The 22,378-nt window shown below is 63.1% G+C and carries 22 protein-coding genes and 1 other RNA gene; 9 read left to right on the top strand and 14 right to left on the bottom strand.

The window, feature by feature from the left end; translation table 11 throughout:
- Positions 1 to 68 precede the first annotated feature (68 nt).
- Complete coding sequence (locus QPW08_RS12050) at positions 69 to 503, bottom strand: phage tail protein (protein ID WP_284126056.1); 435 nt, start codon at positions 501 to 503, stop codon at positions 69 to 71.
- Positions 504 to 736: 233 nt separating this feature from the next.
- On the opposite strand from QPW08_RS12050, the gene QPW08_RS12045 reads away from it, so the two are divergent.
- Both QPW08_RS12045 and QPW08_RS12040 read left to right on the top strand, forming a co-directional pair.
- The gene (locus QPW08_RS12045) at positions 737 to 3,331 is read left to right on the top strand and encodes a TonB-dependent receptor (protein ID WP_284126055.1); all 2,595 of its coding nucleotides are present in this window, start codon (positions 737 to 739) and stop codon (positions 3,329 to 3,331) included.
- Positions 3,332 to 3,493: 162 nt separating this feature from the next.
- Entirely contained in the window at positions 3,494 to 3,898 is a 405-nt protein-coding gene (locus QPW08_RS12040; RefSeq protein WP_284126054.1) for a DUF805 domain-containing protein, read from the top strand.
- 63 nt (positions 3,899 to 3,961) lie between these two features.
- Here QPW08_RS12040 and QPW08_RS12035 read toward each other — a convergent pair whose 3' ends face one another.
- Together QPW08_RS12035 and QPW08_RS12030 are read right to left on the bottom strand one after the other, a co-directional pair.
- Positions 3,962 to 6,487, bottom strand: a complete 2,526-nt coding sequence (locus QPW08_RS12035) for an ABC transporter permease (protein ID WP_284126053.1) — start codon at positions 6,485 to 6,487, stop codon at positions 3,962 to 3,964.
- Complete coding sequence (locus QPW08_RS12030; RefSeq protein ID WP_284126052.1) at positions 6,484 to 7,206, bottom strand: ABC transporter ATP-binding protein; 723 nt, start codon at positions 7,204 to 7,206, stop codon at positions 6,484 to 6,486. Before QPW08_RS12030 ends, QPW08_RS12035 begins: the two co-directional genes overlap by 4 nt.
- 14 nt (positions 7,207 to 7,220) lie before the next feature.
- On the opposite strand from QPW08_RS12030, the gene QPW08_RS12025 reads away from it, so the two are divergent.
- A complete protein-coding gene (locus QPW08_RS12025; protein ID WP_284126051.1) occupies positions 7,221 to 7,952 on the top strand; it encodes an arylesterase in 732 nt (243 codons plus the stop codon).
- A gap of 103 nt (positions 7,953 to 8,055) precedes the next feature.
- Here the strand turns inward: QPW08_RS12025 and recF are convergent, their stop codons facing one another.
- Positions 8,056 to 9,141 carry a DNA replication/repair protein RecF gene (recF, locus tag QPW08_RS12020; protein WP_284126050.1) on the bottom strand — a complete coding sequence of 362 codons (1,086 nt, stop codon included), beginning with the start codon at positions 9,139 to 9,141 and terminating at the stop codon, positions 8,056 to 8,058.
- A gap of 376 nt (positions 9,142 to 9,517) precedes the next feature.
- On the opposite strand from recF, the gene QPW08_RS12010 reads away from it, so the two are divergent.
- The gene (locus QPW08_RS12010; RefSeq protein ID WP_284126048.1) at positions 9,518 to 9,637 is read left to right on the top strand and encodes a recombination protein F; all 120 of its coding nucleotides are present in this window, start codon (positions 9,518 to 9,520) and stop codon (positions 9,635 to 9,637) included.
- Entirely contained in the window at positions 9,634 to 9,846 is a 213-nt protein-coding gene (locus tag QPW08_RS12005) for a PspC domain-containing protein (protein WP_284126047.1), read from the top strand. Before QPW08_RS12010 ends, QPW08_RS12005 begins: the two co-directional genes overlap by 4 nt.
- A gap of 195 nt (positions 9,847 to 10,041) precedes the next feature.
- Here QPW08_RS12005 and QPW08_RS12000 read toward each other — a convergent pair whose 3' ends face one another.
- The 6 genes from QPW08_RS12000 to QPW08_RS11975 all read right to left on the bottom strand — a co-directional run bounded on the left by QPW08_RS12000 (position 10,042) and on the right by QPW08_RS11975 (position 14,352).
- Positions 10,042 to 10,824: an SDR family oxidoreductase gene (locus QPW08_RS12000; RefSeq protein ID WP_284126046.1), complete on the bottom strand. Its 783-nt coding sequence runs from the start codon at positions 10,822 to 10,824 to the stop codon at positions 10,042 to 10,044.
- On the bottom strand, positions 10,824 to 11,366 hold the full coding sequence (locus QPW08_RS11995) for an NUDIX hydrolase (protein ID WP_284126045.1): 543 nt from the start codon (positions 11,364 to 11,366) through the stop codon (positions 10,824 to 10,826). The genes QPW08_RS12000 and QPW08_RS11995 overlap by 1 nt, the downstream gene beginning before the upstream one ends.
- 93 nt (positions 11,367 to 11,459) lie before the next feature.
- Entirely contained in the window at positions 11,460 to 12,134 is a 675-nt protein-coding gene (locus tag QPW08_RS11990; protein WP_284126044.1) for a TPM domain-containing protein, read from the bottom strand.
- Positions 12,135 to 12,137: 3 nt separating this feature from the next.
- Positions 12,138 to 12,941, bottom strand: a complete 804-nt coding sequence (locus QPW08_RS11985) for a TPM domain-containing protein (RefSeq protein WP_284126043.1) — start codon at positions 12,939 to 12,941, stop codon at positions 12,138 to 12,140.
- Positions 12,941 to 13,750 (bottom strand): TPM domain-containing protein, encoded by an 810-nt coding sequence (locus tag QPW08_RS11980; protein ID WP_284126042.1) that lies wholly within the window; start codon positions 13,748 to 13,750, stop codon positions 12,941 to 12,943. The genes QPW08_RS11985 and QPW08_RS11980 overlap by 1 nt, the downstream gene beginning before the upstream one ends.
- On the bottom strand, positions 13,747 to 14,352 hold the full coding sequence (locus QPW08_RS11975) for a LemA family protein (protein ID WP_284126041.1): 606 nt from the start codon (positions 14,350 to 14,352) through the stop codon (positions 13,747 to 13,749). Before QPW08_RS11975 ends, QPW08_RS11980 begins: the two co-directional genes overlap by 4 nt.
- 133 nt (positions 14,353 to 14,485) lie before the next feature.
- Between QPW08_RS11975 and mscL the strand changes: the two genes are divergently transcribed.
- The 3 genes from mscL to ssrA all read left to right on the top strand — a co-directional run bounded on the left by mscL (position 14,486) and on the right by ssrA (position 16,112).
- Positions 14,486 to 14,917: a large conductance mechanosensitive channel protein MscL gene (gene mscL, locus QPW08_RS11970; protein WP_284126040.1), complete on the top strand. Its 432-nt coding sequence runs from the start codon at positions 14,486 to 14,488 to the stop codon at positions 14,915 to 14,917.
- 137 nt (positions 14,918 to 15,054) lie between these two features.
- Complete coding sequence (locus QPW08_RS11965; RefSeq protein WP_284126039.1) at positions 15,055 to 15,756, top strand: CPBP family intramembrane glutamic endopeptidase; 702 nt, start codon at positions 15,055 to 15,057, stop codon at positions 15,754 to 15,756.
- Positions 15,757 to 16,112, top strand: a transfer-messenger RNA (tmRNA) gene (gene ssrA, locus QPW08_RS11960).
- A 45-nt stretch (positions 16,113 to 16,157) separates the two neighbouring features.
- Here the strand turns inward: ssrA and QPW08_RS11955 are convergent.
- From QPW08_RS11955 to QPW08_RS11940, 4 genes are all read right to left on the bottom strand, one after another.
- Positions 16,158 to 16,412 (bottom strand): hypothetical protein, encoded by a 255-nt coding sequence (locus tag QPW08_RS11955; protein ID WP_284126038.1) that lies wholly within the window; start codon positions 16,410 to 16,412, stop codon positions 16,158 to 16,160.
- 119 nt (positions 16,413 to 16,531) lie between these two features.
- The gene (locus tag QPW08_RS11950; protein WP_284126037.1) at positions 16,532 to 17,782 is read right to left on the bottom strand and encodes an N-succinylarginine dihydrolase; all 1,251 of its coding nucleotides are present in this window, start codon (positions 17,780 to 17,782) and stop codon (positions 16,532 to 16,534) included.
- Between the two features lie 109 nt (positions 17,783 to 17,891).
- Complete coding sequence (locus tag QPW08_RS11945; protein WP_284126036.1) at positions 17,892 to 18,908, bottom strand: arginine N-succinyltransferase; 1,017 nt, start codon at positions 18,906 to 18,908, stop codon at positions 17,892 to 17,894.
- A complete protein-coding gene (locus tag QPW08_RS11940) occupies positions 18,905 to 20,104 on the bottom strand; it encodes a hydrolase (RefSeq protein WP_284126035.1) in 1,200 nt (399 codons plus the stop codon). Before QPW08_RS11940 ends, QPW08_RS11945 begins: the two co-directional genes overlap by 4 nt.
- Before the next feature lie 152 nt (positions 20,105 to 20,256).
- Between QPW08_RS11940 and QPW08_RS11935 the strand changes: the two genes are divergently transcribed.
- Complete coding sequence (locus QPW08_RS11935; RefSeq protein WP_284126034.1) at positions 20,257 to 22,371, top strand: malate synthase G; 2,115 nt, start codon at positions 20,257 to 20,259, stop codon at positions 22,369 to 22,371.
- Positions 22,372 to 22,378: the final 7 nt, after the last annotated feature.

Here is a 22,378-nt window from a genome sequence, read left to right as displayed (position 1 = left end):
TGCGCCGCAACAATTCGCGAGCGCCCCTAGCCGAGTGTGCGTGCGCGGGCAAGCGCTGTGCGTTATCTCTAGTTCCGCGAGGGATACATTCCTTGCGCCACCACGCAGAAACGCAGGCCGAGTTTGGCGGTGCCGGCTCTACCAGCCGAATTCTCAGTCGCCGCCGCTGCGCCCCCTTCACGTTTTTCGCCCAGCCGAACGGGATCGAGCCCAGGACCACGGCCCTGGCCGACAGGAACCCTGCCGCGCAAGTCGGGCAGGGCGAAGGTCGTCCGGCCATCGCCGCCATACATGGTACCGAGCAGGGAAAAGAGCGCGGTGTTCTGGCTGATCGGCAATAGGCGGCCATCCGCCTCCAGCGTGCCGCGCGGGCAGAAATTCATGCCCACCATAATGATCTCGCCGAGATATCTGTCGCCCGATTGTGCTGCTGTCGAAGTCGGCAGTGCCGTTGCAGCAACCAATGCTGCCCCTGCGGCGATGATAGTCTTGAATCGAGCCATGCTGTCCCTCCGGTTTGACTCACCGATCTGACCCATAGCCGCAAAATCTCCGCACATGTCCAGAAACGCCTGATTTTCTACTGTGACCGCACTGCAACAAGTGCTGCTCTAGCTTCGCGGAAACCCAAGCTCTGCTTGAGGTGTTAGATCGGGCGCAGTAATTGCGCGCGGCTAGCGGTTGCACCCTCCTCCCCCCGTATTCTTGCATCCGCTCAGGAAGAGGAATCTATTCCATGAACTTGAATGCTACGAAGGGCGCTGCCGCTTCGCGTGGTCGCTTTGCGCGTCTGGGCCTGCTGGCCGGCGCTGCCACTATCGCTATTACCCCGTCTGCCGCTTTCGCGCAGGACGAAGAAGCTGAAGATGCTGTCGCTGACGACAACATCATCGTCGTGACCGCCACCAAGCGCGAACAGACGCTGCAGGAAACCCCGATCTCGGTCTCCGTGACCTCGGGTGAAACCCTTGAGCAGGCGCAGATCCGCGACGTGCTCGACCTGCAAACGGTCGCTCCGTCGCTGCGCGTCAGCCAGCTGCAGAACTCGTCGTCCTCGACCTTCATCATCCGTGGCTTCGGCAACGGCGACAACAACTTCGGCATCGAGCCGTCGGTCGGTGTGTTCATCGACGGCGTGTTCCGCTCGCGTTCGGCATCGTCGCTCAACGACCTCGCCAACGTCCAGCGTATCGAAGTCCTGAACGGTCCGCAGTCGACCCTGTTCGGCAAGAACGCCTCGGCCGGTGTGATCTCGGTCATCACCCGTGAGCCGCAGTTCCAGTTCGGTGGTTCGGTCGAAGCCAGCTACGGCAACTACAACAACATCCAGGTCAAGGGCGACGTTACCGGCCCGCTGACCGATACCATCGCCTTCTCGGTCGACGGCAGCTACAACAAGCGCGACGGCTACGGCACCATCGTCAACCTCAATGAAGACGTGAACGACCGCAACCGCTGGACCGCGCGCGGCCAGCTGCTGTTCGAACCGAACAACGACCTCAAGATCCGCGCCATCGCCGATTACTCGAAGATCGACGAAAGCTGCTGCGTCGTAAGCACGCTGGTGGCCGGCCCCACCGCTCCGGCCGTGTTTGCCGTGGGCGGTGCGCTGAACACCGATTTCTTCAGCTACGACATCTTCCTCAACCAGGTTCCAGTGAACAAGGTCGAGAACTATGGTGGTTCGCTGCAGGCTGACTACTCGTTCGGCGCGCTGTCGCTGACTTCGATCACCGCCTACCGCGAGCTGAAGAACTTCGTCGACCAGGACGTCGACTTCACCAGCGCCGACATCGTCAGCGAAACGCGCGACCAGCAGGTCGAAACCTTCACGCAGGAACTGCGCCTGACTTCGGACTTCGACGGTCCGTTCAACTTCCTGCTCGGGGGTTTCTACTTCGACGAATCGATCACGCAGAACAGCGCCCTGACGACCGGCCCCGATGCTCGTCCGTTCTTCTCGCTGTTGGCCGGCAACCCGCTGGTCTTCAACGGTGTCGAAGCAGCGCTTGGCCTGCCGCAGAACAGCATCTTCTCGGCTGGACCGCTGACGGCTGAAGCCTACAGCATGGACAACACCAGCTGGTCGGTCTTCGGCACGCTCGATTTCGAGCCGGTCGACGGCCTCGTGTTCACCGCCGGCTTCAACTACACCAAGGACAAGAAGGACTTCGCGCTCGCTGGTACCGCGTTTGACGAGCTGGCCAATATCAACCTGGTCGATGCCTTCATCGTTGGCGGTATCGCTCAGGCGCTGGCTATCCCGGCGAGCCAGGTGACCCCGGCTGTGATCAACGGCTTCGCCACTAACCCGGCGTCGGCTCCGATCTTTGCCCAGATCGCTACCCTGGCTCAGAACCCGGCGGCCAACCCGCTGCTGGGCCTGCGTCCGTTCCAGTTCCAGCCGCCGTTCCTGACCACGCCCAACGGCGTGGAAGACGGCCGCACGCGGGACGACGATTTCACCTACACGCTGCGCGTCGCTTACCAGGTCAGCGATGCCATCAATGTCTACGCCAGCTACGCGACCGGCTTCAAGGCGAGCTCGATCAACCTCTCGCGTGACAGCCGTCCGGTGTTCGGCGACTACATCCCGGGTCCGCTGAACTCGAGCATCCTGGCCCCGTCATCGCCGATCCGCGATGCCGGCCTGGGTGTGGCTAACCTCACCACCGGTTCGCGCTTCGCTGGCCCGGAAGAGGCGGTGGTCTACGAAATCGGCCTCAAGGGCCAGTGGGACGGCGTTAACGTCAACCTCGCTGTGTTCGACCAGACGCTGAAGGGCTTCCAGTCGTTCCTGTTCACCGGCACGGGCTTCCAGCTCAACAACGCCGGTAAGCAGTCGGTGAAGGGTTTCGAGCTCGACACCCGCATCCAGCCGGCTGACGGCCTGGTCTTCACCTTCGCGATGACCTACCTCGACCCGCTGTTTGACAGCTTCGTGAGCAGCCCGGTGGGCGACCTGTCGGGTCAGACCCCGGCCGGCATCCCCGAGTTCAACATCGCGACCTCGGCCACTTACACGCACGAATTCGGCAACAGCGGCACGCGCCTGATCAGCCGCGTCGACTTCGCTCACGAAAGCAACACCGACATCAACAACGGCTTGCCGACCTTTGGCCCGAACAACTTCCGCCGCGAAGTGAACCTGGTCAATGCGTCGATGACGCTGGCGCTCGAAAACGGCATCGAAGTGGGCGTCTATGCCCGTAACCTGCTGGACGAGCAGTACATCCTGACGGTGTTCGACGGTGTGGCGCAGGCCGGCACGGTCTCGGGTTACCCGAGCGCGCCGCGCACCTGGGGCGGTGTTGTCCGCTTCAAGTTCTGATCTTCCGACGGATCGTCACGGCTCGCCGCGCGGGAAGCGGCGGGCGGTAAACAAAGGGAAAGGGTTCGCAGCAATGCGGGCCCTTTTTCTTTTTGCCTCTTGCCAAGAGCGGTTCAAGCGGGGCAGTCTCCCCGCACCAATCACCTTGGGGGGAGAAATACTATGGAATGGATGTTCCTGCCGTATAAACGTTATGCCGATTTTTCGGGGCGATCACGGCGGAAAGAATACTGGATGTTCTTCCTGTTCGTGATGATCGTCTACATCGTGCTGTGGATGCTCGGTGGCGGGATGGCCGAGATGGACGATCCTTATGCCGAGCCGGAAATGAATATCTGGATGATCGCACTGGTCATCTTTGCCCTGGCCACCTTCATACCCGGCCTTGCGGTGCAGGTGCGCCGTTTCCATGACCAGGACAAATCGGGCTGGTTCGTCCTGCTCGGCTTTATCCCGCTGGTCGGCGGGCTGATCGTGCTGGTCTTCATGTGCCTCGAAGGTACGCGCGGGGAAAACCGGTTCGGCCCGGATCCGAAGGGCGCTGCTGACCCGACGGTATTCGAATAGCCTGACAGGTTTATCGGATGTGACAGGGAAGGGGGCCGCTTGGCCCCCTTTTCTTGTGCAGTATCAGAGCGCCCTCAGCGCCTGCGCCGGTTTCGCCCGCAACAGCGGCAGCGAACCGGCCAGCGCGAAGCCGATCACTAGTGCCAGCCCGGCGCCAAGCACGGCGAAGATTTCGGTCCAGTCTGGCAGCCAGTCAAACTCGAACAGCTGGGTCACCACCAGCCAGGCGAGGCCGGTGCCGATAGCCAGCGCTACCACGGCGAGGATCGCCGCCAGCAGCACATATTCGATCAGCTGCATCGCCAGCACCTGGTTGCGGCTGGCCCCGAGCACACGCAGCACGACCGTGTCATAGGTGCGCGCGGCGCGCGCGGCGGCGATCGCACCCAGCAGCACGGCGAGGCCCGCAAGGACCGCGACGGAAGCAGCCGCCAACGTGGCGATGCCGACCTGCGACAGGATTGTGCGTGCCTGCACCAGCACCTGGCCGACTTCGATCACCGAGCCCGTGGGGAAGGCCTGCACTAGCTCGCGCAGCAGGGGTCCGGTAGGGGCGTCGCCGACGAACTCTATGGTCGCGGCGAAATTATGCGGGGCATCGGCGATGGCATTGGGGCTGAACACCAGCACATAGTTGAAGCCCATGCTCTCCCAGTCGATCTGGCGCAGGCTCGCCACGCGCACGGTGCGTTCGACCCCGAGCAGGGCGATGGTGATGTAGTCGCCGGGCTTGAGGCCGATGGCCTCGGCAAATTCGGCGTCGACGGAGACGGCCGGTTCGCCCTGGTACATCGGGCCCCACCATTCGCCTTCGGTGATGGAATTGCCCGGCGGGACTTCGTCGGCATAGGTCAGCCCGCGCTCGCCGCGCAGCGCCCACGCGCCGTCGGGGATTTGCTCGAGGTCGGCGACGCGGGTCATGTTGTCGCGGGGACCGTATGCCGTGATCGAGCCCCGCATGGCCGGGACAGCGCGGATCACCGCCGCTTCATCCTGCGCCCACACGATCTGTTCGAACTCGCCGATCCGGTCACGCGGGATATCGAGCACGAAATAGTCGGGGGCTTCCTGCGGCACACGCTTCTGGATATTGCCGTCGATGGCGCTCTGGATCCCGGCCAGCAGCACGAAAGCGGAGAGGCCGAAGCCCAGCGCGGTTACCAGCTCTCCGGTCGAGCTGCCCGGACGGCTGAGATTGGCGAGCGCATTGCGGACCAGCGGATTGCTCGGGCGACCCACACGCGTCGAGAGCGTGCGGATACCCCATCCCAGCAGCGCCAGCAGGGCGAGCATCCCGGCGGCTCCGCCAAGAAATCCCGCAGCCAACAGCGGATCGCGCGACGTGAACAGGGCTAGCGCGACGATGCCGATCAGCCCCCCGCCAACCCATAGCCATGCTGCCTTGTCACGCCCAAGCGGGGCGACCCGAGAACGCATCAGCGCCATCGCCGGGAAACGACGGGCGCGCAGCAGCGGGGTTGCCGCAAACACCAGCGCTACCAGCAGCCCATAGGCGCTGGCGAGAAGCAGGGCGGAAGGCTCCAGCGTGAACCCGGTCGCAACCGGCAATAGCCCGTCCAGCGCGACCGCCAGCAGCGGTGTGACGGCCAGCCCCACGACCAGCCCCGCAACACTGCCAATCAGCGCGGCCAGGCCGATCTGCAGCGCGTAGATCCGAGCGATATCGCCGCTGGTCGCGCCCAATACCTTGAGAGTGGCAATACTGGAACGCCGTGCTTCGAGATAAGAAGACACACCACCGCCAATGCCGATCCCCGCGATCACCAGTGCGGCGAGGCCGACCAGCGTGAGGAATTCGCCCATCCGCCCGACGAAACGGTCCGCTCCGGGGCTGGCGCGGTCGCGGTCGCGGAAGTCGAACCCGGACAGCGGGAACTGCTCGGCCAACTCTTCGCGCACCGCCTCCACGTCACGGTTCGGATTGTCGAAGGCGATGCGGGTCTTGGATTGGTACATCGCGCCCGGCTGGATCAGCCCGGCGTCATAGGGTGTCTGGAGGTTGGTAATGACGGTGGGGCCAAGCTGGAAGCCTTCCGAAAGCTTGTCGGGCTCATTCTCGATCACGCCTGCAGCCTTGAGCGTGAGCGTGCCGAGCTCGAACGTATCGCCGACTTCGATGTCGAGCCGGTCCATGGCGCCCTGGCCGACCCATGCGTCGCCCGCAGGTGGGGGCCCGACCGTGCGGCCATCGGTGAGCGTCAGCGCGCCGTAAAGCGGGTAGTTGTCTTCGACGGCCTTCAGGCCGACAGGCGCGGTGCGCTCGCCCTTGCGCGCGACGACCTGCATGCGGGTGCCGAGCGAAGTTTCGCCAAGGCTCTTGAGCGCGGCCAGTTCCTCGTCATTGGGGCTGCGTTGCCAGATCTCGACCTCCAGGTCGCCGCCGAGCAGTTCCTGCCCGCGCGTGGCCAGCTCGCCTTCGATCGCAGCGGTCAGCGTGCCGATGGCGGCGAGTGCTCCGGTGCCGAGGAACAGGCATACCAGCAGCAGCCGCAGGCCCTTGAAGCGCAGCGACAGCTCGCGCCGCGCCAGCTTCCAGGCAGTGGACCAGGGCAAGGTTGCGCTGCTCATGCGGCGCTATCGGTCGCGATGACGCCGTCGCCGAGTGTGATGATCCGCTCGCAACGTTCGGCAAGGTTGGGATCGTGGGTGATGATGACCAGCGTCGCGCCGGTTTCTTCCCGGCGAGCGAACAGCATGTCGATGATCTCGGCCCCGGTCGCGGCATCGAGGTTGCCGGTCGGTTCGTCGGCAAAGATCAGTTCTGGGCGCGGCGCGGTGGCGCGGGCGATGGCCACACGCTGCTGCTCGCCGCCGGAAAGCTGGGTGGGATAGTGGTCGAGCCTGTGGCCGAGGCCGACCGCTTCGAGTTCGGCCTTGGCGCGGGCGCGGACGTCGCTCTCGCCGGCCAGCTCCATCGGGGTGGCGACATTCTCAGTCGCGGTCATTGTCGGCAGCAAATGGAACGCCTGTAGCACGATACCGATGCGGCCGCGGCGCGCCTTGGCGAGGCCATCCTCGTCCATGCCGCTGAAATCGGCCCCGGCGACCTGCACCGTGCCTCCGGTGGCGCGCTCCAGCCCCGAAAGCACCGCCATCAGCGAGCTCTTGCCCGAACCGGAAGGTCCGAGCAGCGCGAGCACTTCGCCCTGCTTCACATCCAGGTCGATGCCCTTGAGGATCTCGACCGGATGTTTTTCCTGACCCAGCGTCAGGGTCAGGTTGCGGGCGGAAATGGCGAGGGTGCGGGAACCGTTGCCGGGGGAGGGCGCGTTAGGGGTATCAGTCACAGCAATCCGATGGCATGTTGGAATATATGGAACAAGGTAAGTGGGCGAAGCCCTTAGGTCGTTGGTCGATTCCCCTCATTGCGCTGGCGTTGGCAGCCTGTGGCTCGGAAGCCCCGGTCGCCGAACAGCCCGAGCGCGCAGAGGCGGGTTCGCCCACTAACGCAGAAGTCCCCGTTATGGGTCCCGAACGGCGTATCCTTGCTTTCGGGGACAGCCTGTTTGCGGGCTACAATGTGGCCAAGGAAGAGAGCTATCCGGCGCAGTTGGAGCGGGCCCTGCGGGCACAGGGTATCAACGCGCGGGTCAGCAATGCCGGGGTTTCCGGCGATACCAGCGCCGCGGGCCTGCAGCGGTTCCAGTTCACGCTCGACGCTCAGGAGGGAGTGCCCGACCTGCTGATCCTGGAACTGGGCGGCAACGATTTGCTGCGCGGGCTTTCCCCAAGCGAAACCCGCAGCAACCTCGAAGCCATGATCAAGGAAGCGCAGTCGCGCGGGATCAAGGTTTTGCTGATGGGTATGCAGTCTCCGCCGAACATGGGGGCGGACTTTGTCGAGCAATTCAACGGCCTCTACCCGGCGCTGGCCAAGCAATATGGCACGGCGTTCATCCCGTTCTGGGTCGAAGCGGTGGCCGGCAAGCCCGAGCTGATCCAGGACGACCGCATCCACCCCACCGAGGAAGGCATCGAAGTGCTAGTGGGCGATACGATGGATGGAGTGGTGGCCGCGCTGCCGAAGGAGTAAGGCTCAGCAACGTGGTGAGCCCCAGCGCAGGCTGAGGCCTCAGTCCGCCTGGTCGAACACTTGCGGTACTTAACCTGCCTGAGCTCCCCGCCTGCGCTGGGACTCATAGCTTTTCCAGCGACCCCTCGCTGACTCGCCAGACCGCCGCTTCGCCCTGGATCGCCTCGAACGGGGCAAGTTCAGTCCCCGTCATCCACACCTGAGCGCCGGTTTCGCGTAGCCGCTCGAAAAGCGCTTCGCGTCGGACCGGGTCGAGATGGGCGGCAACTTCGTCGAGCAACAGCACGCCGGGCCGCCCGCGCGACGCGAGTTCGCCATGGGCGAGGGTAATCGCGATCAGCATCGCCTTCTGCTCGCCGGTCGAACAACTGGCTGCAACCGCGCCTTTGCCGGCCATGGTAACAGTAATGTCGTCGCGATGCGGGCCGATCAGCGTGCGCCCTGCGCGCCGATCCTGCTGGCGATTGGCAAGCAATGCCGCTTGCAAGGCGTCGCGCTCGAACGGGCTTTCCGTCGCGATGGCAAGCACGGGTCGGGCAAAGGGTTGGTCGGGTTGCTGGCCCAGGGTTTCCACCAATGCTCCGACCATGCGCGCACGACCCTGCGCCAAGGCGCTGCCATGTTCGGCCATTTGCGCTTCTATGCCATCGAGCCAAAGCGGGTCGGGCGGCGCTTCGTCAGACAGCAACTTGTTCCGCTCGCGCAGCGTGCTCTCATAGCGGCTGGCGTGGCGGGCGTGCATGGGATCGATCGCCAGCGTCATGCGGTCGACAAAGCGCCGCCTGTCGCCCGCAGCGCCCATGAAGATGCCATCCATCGCCGGGGTCAGCCAGCCCACCGCGAGCCATTCGCCGAGCGAAACCGCGCTCGCTTCCGCGCCATTGACCCGCACTCTGCGCCTGCCGGGCCGGGCAGGATCGACTTGCGTGCCGAGCTGGACAGGCTCACCGCCATCGCCCGGTGTCAGCCGTGCCCCGACGGTGAAGCCGCCCGCACCCACACTGCGCGCCATGTCGGGCAGGGCGGCACGGCGCAATCCGCGACCCGGCGCAAGCAGGGATAGCGCTTCAAGGATATTGGTCTTCCCGGCACCGTTTTCGCCCACCAGCAGGTTGAACCGCGCTGTCTCCTCAAGCTGGGAGGTAGCGTGATTGCGGAAGTCGGACAGGGTGATGCGATCGAGCGCCATGGAGGCTCAAGCGGTTAGCTTGGAGCGCAGGAGAGTGCCACGAAAAATACCAATCCCACCAGTTGGGAAAAATTCCCAACCTTTCGGTTTGGTGAACAAGAGGTAACAGGCCGTAACACGCAGAAACGGCAGAATTCTGGGGTTTTTCAAAACTGGCACACCCCATGCATTGTATCGGGTGTCCAGCGGGATGGTCCCGCAAAAGAGACAAGAGACGAAAGGAATACCCAATGACCCTCGATTTCAACCGTGTTTTCGCCGCCGCTTTCGCCGTCGCCATCTCGGCAGTTGCCATGGCTACCGCGATCGTTCCCGCCACCCCCGGCCTCGTTGCCTAAGCCAGATCGGCTGACCAACCCACCAAAGGAACACCCCCATGTTCGATATTGAAGCCACTGGAGCCCGACTGTTCGCAGCCGCCTCCGCCCTCGCAATTTCCACGCTCGTGATGGCCTTCGCCATCATCCCGGGCACCCCCGCAGGAGTTATCGCATGAATGACATCAGCAAGAACCGGGGCGGTCCGCCGGCCAAGAGTTTCCGGCTGGACCGCACCAACGGCAAGATCTGGGGCGTGTGCTCCGGCATCGCCAGCTACTTCGGTTGGGACCCCATGTTGGTCCGCATCGGCTTCGTTGCCGGCACGCTGATCGGCTTCGGATCGCTGATCCTGGTCTACGCCGCCATTGCCCTGATCGCCGACTGAGCGCGGCGACGGTAGCTGAACCCGGTTTCAGGGCCAGCTGCGCTCACAATCGAAAGAAACCGGGAGGGGCCTAACCGCCCCTCCTTTTTTGCCTGGAATGCTCTGGATCGGAACGATCCACAAAGCGCGACCGCGCGCCGGCCGGTAGGCCGCCCCCTCGGAGGCATTCGCGAAGCGAATTGCCGCGAGAGCAAATTACATAGCCGAGATACCGCCGTCGAGCTTGAGCTCCGCCCCGGTCATGAAACGGCTCTCATCGCTTGCCAGATACAGCACAGCATTGGCAATATCGCTCGGCTCGCCGACGAATTTGAGCGGGATCTGCCGCGCCAGCTTCTCCATCAGCACACCCTTGTCGAGATTGTGATTGCGGGCCGTCCCGTCGAGGATCGGCGTATCGACGAAGGTTGGGTGCACCGAATTGCACCGAATCTGCATGTTATTCTTGGCACAATGCAGCGCGATCGACTTCGACAACATCCACACCGCCGCCTTCGACGAGTTGTAGGCCGGCATGGTGTCGCTGGCGATCAGCCCGGCGATGGAGCTGATGTTGACGATCGAGCCGGGCGCATGCTCGCGCATCAGCGGCAGCGCCGCCTGGCAGCCATGGAAGATCCCATCGACATTGATCGCGAAGCAGCGCTTCCAGTCGTCGAACTTGCAGGTCTCGATATTCCCGCCAACGCCGATGCCGGCGTTGTTCACGAGGACATTGAGCCCGCCCATGCCGTCGCGTGCGAGCTCGACCGCAGCATCCCACTGCGCCCGGTCGGTCACATCATGCTGGATCGACCAGGCGGTGCCTTCACCATGCTCGGCGTTGATCGCGGCGGCAGTCTCTGCCGCGCCATCGCCATTGATATCGGTGCACAATACCTTCGCGCCTTCGGCGGCCAGCGTCTTGCAATGCGCTTCGCCGAGGCCCTGCGCGGCACCGGTTACCAGCGCCATTTTCCCCGCAACACGTCCCGCCATCAAATCTCTCCCAAAAACTGTGGTGCCATCAGCATGGCAATGCGTACGTCTACCCCGTGGCCGCGTTTACGCCACTCTGCAACGAATTGCGGCAGGTCGCTGAACTTTACGCGGTGGACGGTGATGTCCTCGCTTTCTGTGCCGCCGCCTTCGCCGACCTTGATCAGCCCGTGCGCACGCAACAGGGTGAAGGCTTCGCTGACCATGCCGGGGCTGGAATAGAATTCGCCCAGGACCTCCATCCGTTCGGCGCGATAGCCGGTCTCTTCCTCCAACTCGCGGATGGCGGCGGAGGTGGCATCCTCGTCTTCCTCGCCTTCGTGGTCGCCGATCAAGCCGGCCGGAATCTCGAGGCACATCTTGCCCAGCGGCACGCGGTATTGCTCAACGAGGATCACATGTCCTTCGTCATCGATAGCGATGATCGCTGCGGCGCGAATACCCCGCGCGCGACCGGCATATTCCCACCGGCCGCGGCGCTTGGCGGTTACGAACTTGCCCTGCCACATGATCTCTTCGGGCAGGTTGGCATCAGGGTCCATTCTAAGAAATCCGTTCGTGCTGAGCTTGTCGAAGTACGATTGGCTTGGTCCGAGGCCCTTCGACAGGCTCAGGACGAACGGGTCAAGAGGGGATCACACCTCGATCAGCCTGTCCGGCAACTCGTTCTCGTCATCGTCGCTGCGCGGGAAGTGTTCGGACAGCACCTTGCCGACATCGCGCACGCCGGCGGCCATGCCTTCGGCGATCTTGCCCTGTTTGATCTCCACAAGCATGTCGGCCATCGCTTCACCCCAGACATCGGCACTGACGAGTTCGGCAATTGGCTCGTCGGCGACGATCTCCGCGCGGTGTTCGCGCATGGAGAGGTAGATCAGGATCCCGGTGCGACCGGTGGTGCGGCGCTCGGCCCCGACCTTGAAGTGTTTGACCGCCTGGGCGTGAACCCGGGCGGTTTTCAACGGTCCGGGGACGAACAGGAAGGTCAGCCTGTTCCAAGCCAGCAGCGCCCAGCTCACCGCAAAGGCGATCAGGCCGAGCGCAATGGTCAAGCTGGCGAGTTCACCGGTGGTCCATTCATGCTCCCATCCGCCGAACAGCCCGTCGTAGAAGTCAGTGAAAGGCTGGGGGAACAGCGCGAACAGGCTCATCGCAGAGAAAGATATGACCGCCGCCCACAGCAGGATCACATCGGAGTAGCCGTCCGACCGGTCTGCGAGCACCGTCACGATCTCTCCCGAGGTGGTTTCTTCTGCTTCTGCCACCGCGCTGGTGACGATCGTGTGTTGCGCCTCAGTCAAATACGCCATGTCTTACCAACCCCCTGAGGCGCCGCCGCCTCCGAATGAACCGCCGCCGCCGGAAAAGCCGCCGCCTCCGCTGAAGCCACCGCCGCCCCAGCTGCTCCCGCCGCCCGACATGCCGCGCCCGATTGCCTTGCCGGCTTCCCACAGGATGATGTCGCCGACCACGCCACCAACGCCGCTGCGATAGCGCCTGCGCCGCCCACGCCCGGAGAACATCGGCAGGATGAAGAAGAAAAAGATGAAGCCCAGCCAGATCAGCGCGCCGATGGGAAATCCGCCATCGCTCTTGCGCGACTGGCTGGCCTCCGCCGCGATACGTTGCGCTTCTTCCGGCGGCAGTTGCAGCTGCTGGATAATGCTGTCGGTCCCGGCGACAATCCCGCCCGGCATGTCGCCATCGCGGAAACGTGGCAGGATCTGGTTCTGGATAATGAGCGAGGACAGCGCATCGGTGAGATAGCCTTCCAGCCCATAGCCGACTTCGATCCGCACTTTGCGATCGTTGGGCGCGACGATCAGCAGGGCGCCGTCGTTGCGCTCCGCATCGCCGATGCCCCATTCCCGGCCTAACCGGTAGCCGTAGTCGGAGATGTCATAACCTTGCAGGTCGGGGATCGTCGTGACGACGAGTTGCCGCTGGGACTGGGCCTCCAGCGCCTCCAGCTTTGCTTCCAGCCGGGCCTCTACATCGGCGGGAATGATATCTGCCTGGTCAACAACCCTCCCTGTCAGTTCAGGGAAATTCTGCGCCATCGCCGGTACGCTGAAGACCAGCGCGCACAGGGCAAGGGCTCTCAACACAAATTGCATTACCAACTCCCGCTCGATCCACCGCCGCCGAACGATCCGCCGCCGCCGGAGAAACTGCTGCTGCTCGAGAAACTGCGGCTGCTGCTGAACGACCGCGACGATCCGCCGGCGCGGACACGCACGGCCCGCGCGCGTGACTTGGCCGCATTGGCTTTCCATTTCTTGTACCGCTTTGGATAGAGCTTGGCGAAGATCATCAGCGGAACGACGAAGAGTGCAAACGGCATCACGAACACCAGTACGAACATCACGACAATGAAGGCCAGTGTACCAATGTCGTCGTCATCTTTCGCGGGAGGTGATGACGCCAGCGCTACCCCTTCCTCTGGCGCGATGCGGGCGATGATCCCGTCGACACCGGCATCGATCCCACCGGGCAGGTCGCCAGCTTTGAATTCCGGTATGATGGCACTCCGGATGATGTAGTCGCTCCAAGCGTCGGTCAGGTCGCCTTCCACCCCGTAGCCGACCTCGATCCTCACCTTGCGTTCGTTCGGCGCGACGATCAGCAGGACGCCATCGTTGCGCTCTGCATCGCCAATGCCCCAGTGACGCCCAAGCCGGTAACCGAAGTCGGCGATGTCATAGCCCTGCAGGTCGGGGATTGTGGCGATGACGAACTGCTTGCCGGTTTCGATTTCTACCCGTTCGAGCTTGGCTACCAGCGCGGGTTCGTCGCCGTCAGGGTAAATCTCCGCCGCATCGACAACCCGGCCGGTAAGCTCAGGAAAATCCTGCGCACCAGCGGCTGTGGCGAGGGCGAAAAGCCACAAGCCCAGCAGCTGGCGCAAAGGGTTCAAGCGGATCAATTCCCGGAAGTCATGTCGAGCTGCGGCGCTTCCTCTGCCCCTTCCGTAGTCGCCTTGTAGGGAACCATCGGTTCCGCGCCGTGGATGATGTTGGCCCCGATCGTATCGGGGAAGGTGCGGATGGTGGTGTTATAGTCGCGAACCGCTTCGTTATAGTCGCGCAGGGCCACCGCAATGCGGTTCTCGGTCCCCTCCAGCTGGCTCTGCAGCGTGAGGTACGCCTGAGTCGACTGGATATTGGGATAGGCCTCGAAGCTCGCCAGAAGGCGTCCGATTCCCTGGCTCATCTGTGCCTGCGCGGCTGCGAATTCTTCCATCTTCGCGGCATCGCCAAGATCGTCGGCGGTGACGTTGACGCTGGTCGCACGGGCGCGAGCGTCTGTCACTTCGGTCAGGATGGCGCGCTCGTTTTCACCCGCACCTTTGGCAACCTCGGCGAGATTGGGGATGAGGTTGGCGCGCCGCTGGAACTGGGCTTCGACATCGGCCCACTTGGCCTTGGCGGCCTCTTCCTTGGTCGGGACCGAGTTGATGCCGCAAGCAGCAAGCGAAAGCGCGCCCAGGCCAAGGATGACCGAGCGAAACGCGGAGCGAAGGTTCATTGGAGTCTCCCCAGAAAATTACTGTGTTGCCAATATAGGACAGTCGCGCATCGGTTCAAGTTACAACGTCAGCCCTTGGCAATTGCGAGACGTCATGACAGACGGGCAGCATACAATTCAAGGGGAGTGCAACATGCTGAACGAATTCAAGGAGTTCATCGCCAAGGGTAATGTCATGGACCTGGCGGTGGCGGTGATTATCGCCGGGGCATTCGGTACAATCGTGACCTCGCTGACGGGCGATGTTATCATGCCGGTGGTTGGATATCTGTTCGGCGGAGCGGACTTCGCCAACAATTTCATCCTGCTGAGTGTGCCCGAAGGCTATGAAGGGTCGACCACCGATTATGCCGCGCTGAAGGAAGCGGGCGCGGCCATGATCGGCTATGGCGCGCTGCTGACGACGATCATCAACTTCGTGATCCTCGCTTTCATCATCTTCCTGCTGGTGCGCTATGCCAACAAGGTGCAGGCTCAGTTCGAAAAGCCTGCCGAGGAAGAAGCGCCGGCCGGCCCGACCGATACCGAGCTGCTGACCGAGATTCGCGACCTGCTGAAGAAGTAGGCCGTTGGGCCCGGTGGCAGCATGGTCGCCGGGCAATTCATCCTGCCGTGTCGCAATTTTCCAGTCGTTGGTCGCCCGTGCACGACTGTCTGCATAGAGGCACACACGATTGGAGCCATTGGGCCTAGGGCGAGCGCATGGCTATGACAAACAAGACGATGAGTGTTGGGGCAGAGGTTCCGACTAGGTCCGGCGCGCTGATCGACCTGCTGGTCGTCATCACAGTGCTGGTCGGGGTAAAGCAGAGCCTGCTCCCCATTTCCGTTGTATATGCCGGCCCTGCCTCGACCTTCTCGGCGATGGTTGTCGCCACGTTCTTGCTGTTCCGGCGGGGTTCTTCCTGGAGTGATCTTGGGCTGCGTTGGCCGGAAAGTTGGCTCAAGACGTTTGGCCTGACAGCAGCGATCTTCGGTGTTTTCCTGGTTGTTGCAGGAGGTGGCAGTGCAATTGCCGGGCATTTCTTCCCCGATATCGGAGCGAGCGGAAGGTTCGATTTCGTCAAGGGCAGCCTGGTCGGTTATCTCACCGTCATGGCATTGGTCTGGACGCACGGATCATTCTTTGAAGAATTGTTGTTCCGCGCATTCATCATCACCAATGGCGAAGCGGCGCTAGGCGGGTCGCGCGGAGCCAGTATCGCGGCAGTCGTACTCGCAGCGATATTCTTCGGTTATCGGCATTATTACTATCAAGGGATGCATGGCGCGATCGTGACCGGCCTGATCGGGCTGCTGTTCGGATTGATCTACATCTGGATCGGCAGACGCAACATCCTGCCGCTGGTTTTTGCGCACGGCATTGCAAACTCGATCGCCCAGACGTCGCGTTTCCTCAGCTGATCACTTCACATTAAGGTGAAATCGCCTATATCAGACGTGCTCGTTTCGGCGGGCTATGGTGATAAACTGCGGTGTGTAATAGACACAACGGACCCGGGGGCAGTACCCGGCGGCTCCACCAAAAAGCGCCTGAAAGCAGATGCTTGATGGCGTTTCCTGACGGGGCCGAACTAGGATCGACGTGTGTTGAAAGGCATTGTTTTCACCCGGGCTGAGTACCCCGTAAAACTGTTCAAAACACACAAGTGCCAACGATAACGAAGCACTCGCTCTCGCTGCGTAACCCGATGGGCTAACGCCCTGAAGTTACAAAGCTAAAGCGCGGTTGGACCGACCGGGCAACAGAACGGATACCGGGGCCCCGGGGAGAGGCTAGCAACAGAATCTCCCCACCCAATCCTTCAGACGGTTTGCTCGGTTGTGAGCCGCTCGCTCTCCGCCCGTTCGCGTTCGTAGCGCAGGGCGTCGAGGATCTTCGCGCCGGCCAGGAACACCGCGCCGCTGCAGGCCCAGAACAGCAGCTGGCCGCCGGTGCCGGGAAATTGCGTGAGATAGGCGGAGCCGCGCTCCATTGCGCCGAGAGCCAGGGCATAGATGATCAGGAACGCTTCGAAGCGATTCTTGATGACGAACAACCGGCCGACTTTGCGCAACATGGACCCTCTCAATCGTTAACAGGTGTATCTGCAACCAGCGTGCCAGTTACGGCGTGCTGCGGGATGCAATGGTTAACGTAAGAGCGATTGTAAACGCTGCCGACGGAGCAGCAAGCGCGTTAACCCAGAATGCTGAGGTCAAGCGATTCCAGCAGCTTGGCACGGGCCATCACAACTGCATCGGCCAACGCCTCATTACCGATATCGGCGGGGTCGATCTGTTCCGGCCACCACTCGGCGATGACCTTCTCCAGCTGCTCGGCCCGCGCTTCGCTGAGCATGAAGCGTTGATCGACAGTGGCGGGGTCCGCCACTACCCGCAGCCGCAGGCAGGCCGGGCCGCCACCATTGGCCATCGACTGGCGCACATCGACGGGGATGACTTCGCGGATCGGGCCGTTGGAGGCCATCATCGACTGGCACCAGTTCCACACTGCACTGCTCTCGCGGCACTCTTCGGGTACGATCAGCGCCATGCTGCCATCGGGCAGGGTCAGCAGCTGCGCGTTGAAGAGATAGGTCTTGATCGCTTCAGCGAGGCTCACCGCGCTGGAGGGCACTTCGACCACTTCCAGCGCCGGGAAAGCTGCGCGGATCGCGTCGTAGGCCGCCTGCTGGTCGGCAAATGCTTCCTGGTGGGTGAACAGGACGCGTTCGTTGGCGACTGAGACGACATCGTTGTGGAATGCGCCGGCCTCGATCGCAGCCGGGTTCTGCTCGATGAAGACACAGCGCGCAGGATCGAGCAAGTGCGAGCGCGCGACGAGGCGGCTGGCCTGTTCGTGTTGGCGGGCGGGGAACTTCCCGCCCGGCTTGCCATAGACGAACACTTCGACGCCGGGGCTGCCGTGCCCTTCGCAAAGGCGCATGTGGTTGGCCGCACCTTCATCGCCAAAGGTCTCCGGCACGATGGAATGCATCACGAAGTGATCCTTGTCGGCGAAAGCGACGACCAACTGCCGCGCTGTGTCGACCCATTCCTGCGCTCGGTGGAGCATGGTAACGAGATTGGCCGGCGTCAGGTGGCATTTGCCGTCCCGCGTATCGGGCGCGGGGCTGACTGTCGCGGCATTGGCTGTCCACATACTCGAGGCGGACCATGGCGCAGCGCGCAACGCGGGTGCCTCGGTTCCGTCGAGCGCGAGGCGCCCTTGCAGCAAGGCGTTGGGGCGGGGCAGCGGCACGAAATACCCCTGCGCCAGCCCGCGCGCCATGTTGCCGCGCATCTTCGCCACGCCCTGCAGCGCCGCCGCGCGCGGATAGCTCGGATCGCCCTTGTGGCTGGCGCTGGCGATATTGCCGAGGCTGAGGCCAGCGTAATTGTGCGAGGGGCCGACGATGCCGTCGAAGTTGATTTCTTGCAGCGGCATAGCCTTACCCTATTCCGTCATTGCGAGCGAAGCGAAGCAATCCAGGGCTTCGTCCGCTCCGTCTCTGGATTGCTTCGTCGCTGCGCTCCTCGCAATGACGAAAGAAACCTTAGCGCGCCACGCTCCACACTTCGTCGCCTGCCTTGACGCCCAGCGCTTCGGCACTGCGCGCGTCGATGTGCACGCTCCCGTCGTCCTGGAAATCGCGCATGCCATAGGCGCTGCGAAAGGTCGTGAGCGTACCGGTGGCGATGATGGCGCGTTCGCCGATGTCGAGTTCGGTGCTTGAAACCGCCGTCGGGCGCGCTTCGGCGATGCTCTTCACATCGTCGGTCCGCGCGATCATGGTCGGGCCGCCGTCGAAGATGTCGACATAGCCATCGAAGCGGAAGTTCTCGTTCTCCAGCATCCGCATCGCCGCGCGGCCGGTGGGGTGGGGCAGGCCGATGACCTTGGTCGCTTCCTCGTCCAGCATGGCGACATAGACCGGGTGCTTGGGCATCAAATCGGCGATGAACTGGTTGCCGTTGATGGCGTTGAAATAGTCCGCTTCCTGGAAGCTCATCCCGAAGAAGCGCCCGGCCACCCCGTCCCAGAACGGCGAACCGCCACGCTCGTCGATGATCCCGCGCAGTTCCGCCAGGATGCGGTCGGCGAAGCGGCTGCGGTGCATGGCAATGAACAGGTAGCGGCTGCGCGCCAGCAGCAGTCCGAGGCCCCCGGCACGCTCATTAGGATGCAGGAAAAGCCCGCCGACTTCGCTGGACCCTTCGAGGTCGGTGACGAGGCTCAGCAGTTCGGCCCGCACGGTTCGGTCGAGCTCGTTCGAATACTGCGTCAGCGTGTTGAGGCGATAGCTGTAGAACGGCCAGCGCTGCCCGACCTGGGTCATCATCTGGCAGGTCCCGCGCACCGCGCCGGTTTCGGTATTTTCCAGCACCAGCACGAATTGCTCGTCACACAGCTCGTCGCCTTCATTGGCGAAAGCCCTGGCCGAGCGTTCGAGCTTGGCGCTGAGCGCATCGCGGTCGGCCGGCAGGTTGGTGAAACCACCTCCTGTCAGCTTGGCCATTTCATATAGCGGTTCGATATCGTCGAGGCGCGCGGCGCGCAGGCGAAAACTCAAAGCTCTTCTCCCGATGCCAGCCGGTGCAGGACGAGGGCCGAGAGGGCCGCTCGCTCGCTCAGGCTGGGCACGATCATGAATTCGTCTGGTGAATGGATCTTGCCGCCGCGGACGCCCATGGTGTCGACCACGGGTACACCGCAGGCAGCGATATTGTTGCCGTCGCACACACCGCCGGTCGATTGCCAGTCGATATGCTGGCCCAGCTCCGCGCCGCAGTCGCGCACGAGATCGAACAGTTTCTGCGCGCGGCGATCGACGGGCTTGGGACGACGGGTGACGCCGCCATGCAGGTCGACGGATACTTCATGCGCTTGGCGCACCTGCGCCATCAGCGCCTGCAGCCCGGCTTCGAAACGTTCGCCTGCGCTCGGTTCCCTGGGTCGGATGTTGAAGCGCAACACGGCGTTGTCTGGCACGACGTTGTTGGCCGCGCCGCCTTCGATCTTGGCCGGATTGACCGGGCAGTCATCGGTCTGGAGCTCTTTGAGCCCCACCGCCAGCGCTGCAGCGGCCACAAGTGCGTTGCGCCCGTCCTGCGGGTTGCGCCCGGCATGGGCCGAGCGACCGCGCACGATAAGCGAGTAGTTGCCTGTTCCGCCGCGTGCATGCGCAAGGGTGCCTTCGGGCGTGGCGGACGGCTCATAGGTAAGCGCGGCATATTTGCCGGTCGCGAGCTTCTCGATCAGCTTGGCCGAGGATAACGAGCCCGTCTCCTCATCCGAGTTGACCATCACATCATAGCCGAGCTTCGCGCCGTTCTCGCTCCGCTCCAGCGCCATCAGCGCGTGCAGCATCACCGCGATCCCGCCTTTCATGTCAGCGGTACCGGGGCCGTTGACAATGGCATCATCGAGCCAGCTGTTGGCCTGGAAGGGGTGATCGACCGGGAACACCGTGTCCATATGCCCGGTCAGCACCAACCGCCGCTCGGCCTCGGGCCGGACGCGAAGGACCAGGTGTTGGCCGTGCTGTTTCTCGAATTCCTCGCCATCGGCGCTGATGGCAGTCACCGGGGCCGGATCAACGAGTTCGAGGTCACCCGGTAATGCGGCAAAGGCATCGGCGAGCATGCCGGCGACGGTTTTAAGCCCGTCGAGGTTGCCGGTACCGGAATTGACCGCGCTCCAGCCGAGCGTCTGCTCGGTCATTGCGGCTTGGTCGATAGCTTCGAGGAAGGGGACAGATTGTTTCATCTGCAACCGGCTCTAGCGGGGGAATTCGCCGCTTCCAACCCGTTGCAATTGCCCGTCCACTTCGCCATAGGGCCAATCGTCCTCCCCAGACAGATATCGCAACGAATACCGCCAGCTGCACGAGGCTGCGCGGACCGCATAGGTGAGGACCCATGAGCCAATATGAATCGCGTGCGCGCTTGAGCATCGACCCCGCGCTGGCGGAGTTTGTCGATACCAGGGTACTGGCCCCGCTGGGCAATGACCCCCAAGGTTTCTGGCAGGGTTTCTCCGACCTCGTGCATGACTTTGCGCCGAAGAATCGCCAGCTGCTGGCCCTGCGCGACGACCTGCAACGGCAGATCGACGAGTGGCACATTGCGCGCGCGGGCCAGCCGCATGATGCAGAGGCCTACAAGGCTTTCCTGACCGATATCGGCTACCTTGTGCCCGAGCCAGGCGCGTTCGAAATCGGCACGCAGAACGTCGATCCCGAGATCGCCACCATGGCCGGACCGCAGCTGGTGGTGCCTATCCTCAATGCGCGGTTCCTGCTCAATGCCGCGAACGCCCGCTGGGGTAGCCTCTATGACGCACTCTACGGCACCGATGCGCTCGACGCGCCGCCCGCGCGGCCGGGCGGTTATGATGAGGAACGCGGCGCAGCGGTGATTGCCGAGGCGCGGCGGTTTCTGGATCAGGCAATCCCGCTCAAGAGCGGCAGCTGGGCTGAGCTCACCCTCGACGGGATCGTGTCGGGCGGCATCGCGATTGCGGATGTCAGCCAGTATATTGGCGAAACCGAGCAGGGCCGCCTGTTCATCAACAACGGCCTGCATATCGAAGTGCAATGGGATCCGGACAGCGCTGTCGGCAAGACCGACAAGGCCGGCATCAGCGATGTCGTGATCGAAAGCGCGCTGACGACGATTGCCGATTGCGAGGATTCGGTCGCGGCGGTCGATGCCGAGGACAAGCTGCTGGCTTATTCCAACTGGCTCGGCGTCATCCGGGGCGACCTGGAAGAAAGCTTCGAGAAGGGCGGCAACACGCTCACCCGCGCGCTCAAACCGGACAAGGACTACGTCGACTGGCACGGCAATCCGCAGACGCTTCCGGGCCGCAGCCTGATGTTTGTGCGTAACGTCGGGCACTTGATGACAAACCCGGCGATCCTGCTGGCCGATGGCAGCGAAATACCCGAAGGCATCATGGACGCGGTGATGACCAGCGCCATCAGCGCGCAGGATGTGAAGGGGTTGGGCAAGTACGGAAACAGCCGGACGGGCAGCATCTACATCGTGAAGCCCAAGATGCACGGTCCGGACGAATGCCGCTTTACCAATGACTTGTTCGACGCTGTCGAGGATCTGCTCGAACTGCCGCGCCACACCATCAAGGTCGGGGTGATGGACGAGGAACGTCGCACCAGCGCCAACCTCGCCGCCTGCATCCATGCGGTTAGGGATCGGGTGGTGTTCATCAACACCGGCTTCCTCGATCGCACGGGGGACGAAATCCACACTTCGATGCGGGCCGGTCCGATGGTCCGCAAAGGCGCGATCAAGAACAGCACATGGCTCAAGGCTTATGAAGACCGCAATGTCGGCATCGGCCTCAAGCATGGCCTCTCCGGCAAGGCGCAGATCGGCAAGGGCATGTGGGCTGCGCCTGATAGGATGGCCGAAATGATGGAGCAGAAGATCGGGCACCTGCGCGCCGGAGCCAACACCGCCTGGGTGCCGTCACCGACGGCCGCGACACTGCACGCGCTGCATTACCACCAGGAAGATGTGTTCGCGATCCAGAAGGGTCTGGGCGACATCCCCTCGCTCGACCTGCTGCTGCAGATCCCGCTGGCGGACGGCACCAACTGGTCCGAGGACGAGGTCCGGGAAGAGCTCGACAACAATGCTCAGGGCCTGCTCGGCTATGTCGTGCGCTGGATCGATGCCGGTGTCGGCTGCTCCAAGGTGCCCGACATCAACGACGTCGGCCTGATGGAAGATCGCGCGACGCTGCGCATTTCCAGCCAGCACATGGCCAACTGGCTGCTCCATGGCGTTGCCAGTGAGAATCAGGTGATGGACAGCCTGAAACGCATGGCCGCCAAGGTCGACGAGCAGAACGCCGGCGATCCCTTCTACGAGCCGATGGCCGGCAACTGGGACACCAGCATGGCCTTCCAGGCTGCCTGTGACCTGGTCTTCAAGGGTGTCGAGCAGCCCAGCGGCTACACCGAACCGCTGCTGCATCAGTGGCGGCGGCGCAAGAAGGCTGCTGGCTGAAGCAGAC

The organism is Parerythrobacter aestuarii (assembly GCF_030140925.1).
Classification (GTDB): Bacteria; Pseudomonadota; Alphaproteobacteria; order Sphingomonadales; family Sphingomonadaceae; genus Parerythrobacter; species Parerythrobacter aestuarii.
This window is presented reverse-complemented; position numbering and strand designations above follow the sequence as displayed.

Excerpts from the sequence above, each read along its gene's own strand:
- QPW08_RS11940 (WP_284126035.1), bottom strand. The coding sequence starts at position 20,104 with ATGAAACAATCTGTCCCCTTCCTCGAAGCTATCGACCAAGCCGCAATG.
- QPW08_RS11965 (WP_284126039.1), top strand. The coding sequence starts at position 15,055 with ATGGCTATGACAAACAAGACGATGAGTGTTGGGGCAGAGGTTCCGACT.
- QPW08_RS12040 (WP_284126054.1), top strand. The coding sequence starts at position 3,494 with ATGGAATGGATGTTCCTGCCGTATAAACGTTATGCCGATTTTTCGGGG.
- QPW08_RS11950 (WP_284126037.1), bottom strand. The coding sequence starts at position 17,782 with ATGCCGCTGCAAGAAATCAACTTCGACGGCATCGTCGGCCCCTCGCAC.
- QPW08_RS11935 (WP_284126034.1), top strand. The coding sequence starts at position 20,257 with ATGAGCCAATATGAATCGCGTGCGCGCTTGAGCATCGACCCCGCGCTG.
- QPW08_RS11985 (WP_284126043.1), bottom strand. The coding sequence starts at position 12,941 with ATGCAATTTGTGTTGAGAGCCCTTGCCCTGTGCGCGCTGGTCTTCAGC.
- recF (WP_284126050.1), bottom strand. The coding sequence starts at position 9,141 with ATGGCGCTCGATCGCATCACCCTGTCCGACTTCCGCAATCACGCTACC.
- QPW08_RS12035 (WP_284126053.1), bottom strand. The coding sequence starts at position 6,487 with ATGAGCAGCGCAACCTTGCCCTGGTCCACTGCCTGGAAGCTGGCGCGG.
- QPW08_RS12005 (WP_284126047.1), top strand. The coding sequence starts at position 9,634 with ATGAATGACATCAGCAAGAACCGGGGCGGTCCGCCGGCCAAGAGTTTC.
- QPW08_RS12000 (WP_284126046.1), bottom strand. The coding sequence starts at position 10,824 with ATGGCGGGACGTGTTGCGGGGAAAATGGCGCTGGTAACCGGTGCCGCG.
- QPW08_RS11995 (WP_284126045.1), bottom strand. The coding sequence starts at position 11,366 with ATGGACCCTGATGCCAACCTGCCCGAAGAGATCATGTGGCAGGGCAAG.
- QPW08_RS11975 (WP_284126041.1), bottom strand. The coding sequence starts at position 14,352 with ATGAACCTTCGCTCCGCGTTTCGCTCGGTCATCCTTGGCCTGGGCGCG.
- QPW08_RS11990 (WP_284126044.1), bottom strand. The coding sequence starts at position 12,134 with ATGGCGTATTTGACTGAGGCGCAACACACGATCGTCACCAGCGCGGTG.
- QPW08_RS11955 (WP_284126038.1), bottom strand. The coding sequence starts at position 16,412 with ATGTTGCGCAAAGTCGGCCGGTTGTTCGTCATCAAGAATCGCTTCGAA.
- QPW08_RS12045 (WP_284126055.1), top strand. The coding sequence starts at position 737 with ATGAACTTGAATGCTACGAAGGGCGCTGCCGCTTCGCGTGGTCGCTTT.
- QPW08_RS12050 (WP_284126056.1), bottom strand. The coding sequence starts at position 503 with ATGGCTCGATTCAAGACTATCATCGCCGCAGGGGCAGCATTGGTTGCT.
- QPW08_RS12010 (WP_284126048.1), top strand. The coding sequence starts at position 9,518 with ATGTTCGATATTGAAGCCACTGGAGCCCGACTGTTCGCAGCCGCCTCC.
- mscL (WP_284126040.1), top strand. The coding sequence starts at position 14,486 with ATGCTGAACGAATTCAAGGAGTTCATCGCCAAGGGTAATGTCATGGAC.
- QPW08_RS12025 (WP_284126051.1), top strand. The coding sequence starts at position 7,221 with ATGTTGGAATATATGGAACAAGGTAAGTGGGCGAAGCCCTTAGGTCGT.